Below are 5,505 nucleotides of genomic sequence, written 5' to 3'. Positions count from 1 at the left end.
GGGTTATTGACAGAATAGCCTGCCTGCTTAATAGCAGGGCACTTTCAACAAAGCTTTCCGCACGACAGGTGTGGTAGGTAGTTGAGAAAAGTTCTTTGAGAGACTGCACTTGAAACAGACAAGCACAATGTCTAAACATAAGGTGGAAGCCAACCACGTGAAAAAATAGAGCAGCAAGTGAAAAGGGCCGGATCAGGCGAGACATTGGTAGTTTTCGGACTACCGGAAATTTTTTCTTACAATGGAGAGTTTGATCCTGGCTCAGGATGAACGCTAGCGGCAGGCCTAATACATGCAAGTCGAACGAGATCAGAGGCTTCGGTCTCTGGTTTAGTGGCGCACGGGTGCGTAACGCGTATGCAACTTACCTTCCACAGGGGGATAGCCCACCGAAAGGTGGATTAATACCGCATAACATCATTTGAGGGCATCCGAAGATGATCAAAGCTGAGGCGGTGGAAGATGGGCATGCGTGCCATTAGCTAGTTGGTAGGGTAACGGCCTACCAAGGCTTCGATGGCTAGGGGTTCTGAGAGGATGGTCCCCCACACTGGTACTGAGACACGGACCAGACTCCTACGGGAGGCAGCAGTAGGGAATATTGGGCAATGGCCGAGAGGCTGACCCAGCCATGCCGCGTGCAGGAAGAAGGCCTTCTGGGTTGTAAACTGCTTTTATCTAGGAAGAAAACGCCCTTGCGAGGGTAACTGACGGTACTAGATGAATAAGCACCGGCTAACTCCGTGCCAGCAGCCGCGGTAATACGGAGGGTGCAAGCGTTGTCCGGATTTATTGGGTTTAAAGGGTGCGTAGGCGGCCCTGTAAGTCAGCGGTGAAATCCCAGGGCTCAACCCTGGAACTGCCGTTGATACTGCAGGGCTTGAGTTCGGTCGAGGCGGGCGGAACTGGTGGTGTAGCGGTGAAATGCATAGATACCACCAAGAACCCCGATTGCGTAGGCAGCTCGCTGGGCCGAAACTGACGCTGAGGCACGAAAGCGTGGGGAGCGAACAGGATTAGATACCCTGGTAGTCCACGCCGTAAACGATGAGTACTCGATGTTTGCAATATACCGTAAGCGTCCAAGCGAAAGCGTTAAGTACTCCACCTGGGGAGTACGCCCGCAAGGGTGAAACTCAAAGGAATTGACGGGGGCCCGCACAAGCGGTGGAGCATGTGGTTTAATTCGATGATACGCGAGGAACCTTACCTAGGCTAGAATGCGCGTGACCGCTCCAGAGATGGAGCTTCCCTTCGGGGCACAAAGCAAGGTGCTGCATGGCTGTCGTCAGCTCGTGCCGTGAGGTGTTGGGTTAAGTCCCGCAACGAGCGCAACCCCTACCTTTAGTTGCCAGCGCGTCATGGCGGGGACTCTAAAGGGACTGCCTTCGCAAGAAGTGAGGAAGGCGGGGACGACGTCAAGTCATCATGGCCCTTACGCCTAGGGCTACACACGTGCTACAATGGCCGGTACAGAGGGTCGCCACCTAGTGATAGGGCGCCAATCTCAAAAAGCCGGTCTCAGTTCGGATCGAAGTCTGCAACTCGACTTCGTGAAGCCGGAATCGCTAGTAATCGCGCATCAGCAATGGCGCGGTGAATACGTTCCCGGGCCTTGTACACACCGCCCGTCAAGCCATGGAAGTCAGGGAGACCTGAAGCCGGTGACCGTCACAGGAGCCGTCTAGGGTAAAACTGGTAACTGGGGCTAAGTCGTAACAAGGTAGCCGTACCGGAAGGTGCGGCTGGATCACCTCCTTTCTAGAGCACCGTATCCGGCCCTTTTGCTGCTATGTTGCCCACAGGGTGCGGCGTCTGTTTCAAGCTCTTTCTCAAGACTTTTTAAAGTATTACATAGTGACTGGTGCCCGGCCGTGCTTGCAAAAGCAATCAGCGTAGCCCGGACAAAGCGGGCTTGTAGCTCAGGTGGTTAGAGCGCTACACTGATAATGTAGAGGTCCGTGGTTCGAGTCCACGCAGGCCCACTCAAACAACACTTGGGGGATTAGCTCAGCTGGCTAGAGCGCCTGCTTTGCACGCAGGAGGTCAACGGTTCGACTCCGTTATTCTCCACCAGAACAGATGCCTAGGGGCATGAAAACAGCCTAAAGTAAAAGCGACAGGTTTTTACTTCATATCCTGCAAACAAGTAACAAAGCCAGTGTTTACTGTATACTGTTACCTGCTTACCGGACAACGTTCTTTGACATGTTGGAAGAAAATAAAGAGAAGTAATTTAACTACAGTGAATGTAGTTGGAATACGAGCAAGTAGAGAAAAGACTGCGGGCCGGCATGACCTTCGGGTTGTGACGGCCGGGAACGCAGAGAAGGGCGTACGGGGGATGCCTAGGCTCTCAGAGGCGATGAAGGACGCGACAAGCTGCGATAAGCTGCGGGGAGGAGCACATATCCTGTGATCCGCAGGTTTCCGAATGGGGCAACCCAGTATATTGAAGATATACTACCCTACGGGGGGCGAACCCGGGGAACTGAAACATCTAAGTACCCGGAGGAAGAGAAAATAACTAATGATTGCGCAAGTAGTGGCGAGCGAACGCGCAGGAGCCCAAACCACGGCTGTTACGGCAGCCGCGGGGTTGTAGGACCACGATGTGGGACCAAACACTGAAGTGTAAGTGCCTGGGAAGGCACGCCGGAGCGGGTGATAGCCCCGTGCACGTAAGGTTTTTGGCCCTAGTGGTATCCTGAGTAGGGCGGGACCGGAGGAATCCCGCCTGAATCCGGCAGCACCATCTGCCAAGGCTAAATACTCCTGAGAGACCGATAGTGAACCAGTACTGTGAAGGAAAGGTGAAAAGTACCCTGAATAAGGGGGTGAAATAGATCCTGAAACCGTGCGCCTACAAGCGGTCGGAGCCCTTTCGTGGGGTGACGGCGTGCCTTTTGCATAATGAGCCTACGAGTTGCTCCTCTCTGGCAAGGTTAAGACTTTTTAGGGTCGGAGCCGCAGCGAAAGCGAGTCTGAATAGGGCGTGCAGTCAGAGGGGGCAGACGCGAAACTTTGTGATCTACCCATGGGCAGGATGAAGCTGTGGTAACACACAGTGGAGGTCCGAACCAGTTTACGTTGAAAAGTATTTGGATGACCTGTGGGTAGGGGTGAAAGGCCAATCAAACTGAGAAATAGCTCGTACTCCCCGAAATGCCTTTAGGGGCAGCGTCGTGGTGGAGTCAAGCGGAGGTAGAGCTACCGATAGGACTAGGGGGAGTCACATCCTACCGAATCCTGACGAACTCCGAATGCCGCTTTGATATACACGGCAGTGAGGCCAGGGGTGCTAAGGTCCCTGGCCGAGAGGGAAAGAACCCAGACCGTCGGCTAAGGTCCCCAAGTTCATACTAAGTTGAACAAAGGAGGTCCAGTTGCTTAGACAGCCAGGATGTTGGCTTGGAAGCAGCCATTCATTTAAAGAGTGCGTAACAGCTCACTGGTCGAGCGACAGGGCATCGATAATAATCGGGCATCAAGTATGGCACCGAAGCTGCGGATTATATCTTATGATATACTGGTAGGGGAGCATTCCAAGGGCGATGAAGGTATCTCGGCAAGAGGTGCTGGAGCGCTTGGAAAAGCAAATGTAGGCATAAGTAACGATAATGCGGGCGAGAAACCCGCACACCGAAAGACCAAGGTTTCCTGATCAACGCTAATCGGATCAGGGTTAGTCGGGTCCTAAGGCCGAGGCGAAAGCGCAGGTCGATGGACAGCTGGTTAATATTCCAGCACCGGCTGCAACTAGCGATGCGGTGACGGAGAAGTGAAAGGACTGCGTACTGACGGAATAGTACGTTGAAGGCTGTAGGTATAGGATAAGGAGTTAAGTACCCTTGTCTTGCTGAACGCTGATAGTACTCCAAGCCTTCGGGCGCGGAGATAATGTCCCTAATCCGGCTCCCAAGAAAACCCGCTAAGCGTTTAAAGTTGTAGCCGCCCGTACCGCAAACCGACACAGGTGGTCGAGGAGAGAATCCTAAGGTGCTCGAGTGAATCACGGCCAAGGAACTCGGCAAAATGGCCCTGTAACTTCGGGAGAAGGGGCGCTTCCTGGTAGCAATACCAGAAGCCGCAGTGAAAAGGCCCAGGCGACTGTTTAACAAAAACACATGGCTTTGCTAAATCGAGAGATGACGTATAAGGCCTGACACCTGCCCGGTGCCGGAAGGTTAAGAGGGGATGTTAGCCGCAAGGCGAAGCATTGAATCGAAGCCCCGGTAAACGGCGGCCGTAACTATAACGGTCCTAAGGTAGCGAAATTCCTTGTCGGGTAAGTTCCGACCTGCACGAATGGTGTAACGATCTGGGCGCTGTCTCAGCCGTGAGCTCGGTGAAATTGTAGTCTCGGTGAAGATGCCGAGTACCCGCAACGGGACGGAAAGACCCCATGAACCTTTACTATAGCTTAGCATTGACGCTGGGTAACTCATGTGTAGGATAGGTGGGAGAATGTGAAGCGGCGTCGCCAGGCGTCGTGGATTCGTCCTTGAAATACCACCCTTGAGTTGCTTGGCGCCTAACCTGACCAAAGGGGACAGTGCTTGGTGGGTAGTTTGACTGGGGTGGTCGCCTCCAAAACAGTAACGGAGGCTTTCAAAGGTGCCCTCAGTACGCTTGGTAACCGTACGCAGAGCGCAATAGCATAAGGGCGCTTGACTGTGAGGCCTACAAGCCGAGCAGGGTCGAAAGACGGATATAGTGATCCGGTGGTTCCGCATGGAAGGGCCATCGCTCAAAGGATAAAAGGTACTCTGGGGATAACAGGCTGATCTCCCCCAAGAGCTCATATCGACGGGGAGGTTTGGCACCTCGATGTCGGCTCGTCACGTCCTGGGGCTGGAGAAGGTCCCAAGGGTTCGGCTGTTCGCCGATTAAAGTGGCACGCGAGCTGGGTTCAGAACGTCGTGAGACAGTTCGGTCCCTATCTGTTGCGGGCGTTGGAGATTTGAGGGGTTCTGACCTTAGTACGAGAGGACCGGGTTGGACGAGCCGCTGGTGCACCTGTTGTATCGCCAGATGCAGCGCAGGGTAGCTACGCTCGGATGGGATAAGCGCTGAAAGCATCTAAGTGCGAAACCCACCCCAAGATGAGATCTCCCTTAAGGGCCGTCAGAGACGATGACGTCGATAGGCTGCAGGTGTAAAGCTGGAAACAGCAAAGCCGAGCAGTACTAATTGCCCGAGCGCGTTCCCACCCTGGCTTCGGCTAGGAAAGCGAGCCGGTTCCTCCACTGGGAGGACCTGCCCGCAGCTTTTTCTGACTCGCTCCGAAAAGCTTCTCTTTATTCCAGCATGTCTCAATCACTGATGCACGGCACACCCCGTGTGAAAATAATGGTGGCTATGGCTCCGGTGAGCACCTCTTCCCATCCCGAACAGAGAAGTTAAGCCCGGACGCGCCGATGGTACTGGGGTCACACCCGGGAGAGTAGGTGGCCGCCAACCCTATCTTGCAACACCCCGCTTTAGCAATAGAGCGGGGTGTTT

Annotated in this window: 1 protein-coding gene, 2 tRNA genes and 3 rRNA genes; 5 read left to right on the top strand and 1 reads right to left on the bottom strand. The window is 54.0% G+C overall.

Annotated features, from left to right (window positions below; genetic code table 11):
- Nucleotides 1–205: hypothetical protein (locus tag MJ612_RS18285; RefSeq protein ID WP_250419240.1), on the bottom strand; the 205-nt coding region annotated here is incomplete at its 3' end.
- Between the two features lie 33 nt (nt 206–238).
- Between MJ612_RS18285 and MJ612_RS18280 the strand changes: the two genes are divergently transcribed.
- From MJ612_RS18280 to rrf, 5 genes are all read left to right on the top strand, one after another.
- Nucleotides 239–1,761 (top strand): 16S ribosomal RNA (locus tag MJ612_RS18280).
- Between the two features lie 150 nt (nt 1,762–1,911).
- Nucleotides 1,912–1,985: transfer RNA gene (locus MJ612_RS18275), tRNA-Ile, on the top strand.
- 14 nt (nt 1,986–1,999) lie between these two features.
- Nucleotides 2,000–2,076 (top strand) — tRNA-Ala (locus MJ612_RS18270).
- A gap of 241 nt (nt 2,077–2,317) precedes the next feature.
- Nucleotides 2,318–5,213, top strand: a 23S ribosomal RNA gene (locus MJ612_RS18265).
- A gap of 138 nt (nt 5,214–5,351) precedes the next feature.
- Nucleotides 5,352–5,463 (top strand): 5S ribosomal RNA (gene rrf / locus MJ612_RS18260).
- Together the 16S, 23S and 5S rRNA genes with 2 tRNA genes alongside form the textbook arrangement of a ribosomal RNA operon.
- The last annotated feature ends 42 nt before the right edge of the window (nt 5,464–5,505 follow it).

It is taken from the genome of Pontibacter deserti (assembly GCF_023630255.1).
Classification (GTDB): Bacteria; Bacteroidota; Bacteroidia; order Cytophagales; family Hymenobacteraceae; genus Pontibacter; species Pontibacter deserti.
Note: the sequence above shows the minus strand (reverse complement) of the source record. Positions and strands in the feature narration are given on the sequence as shown.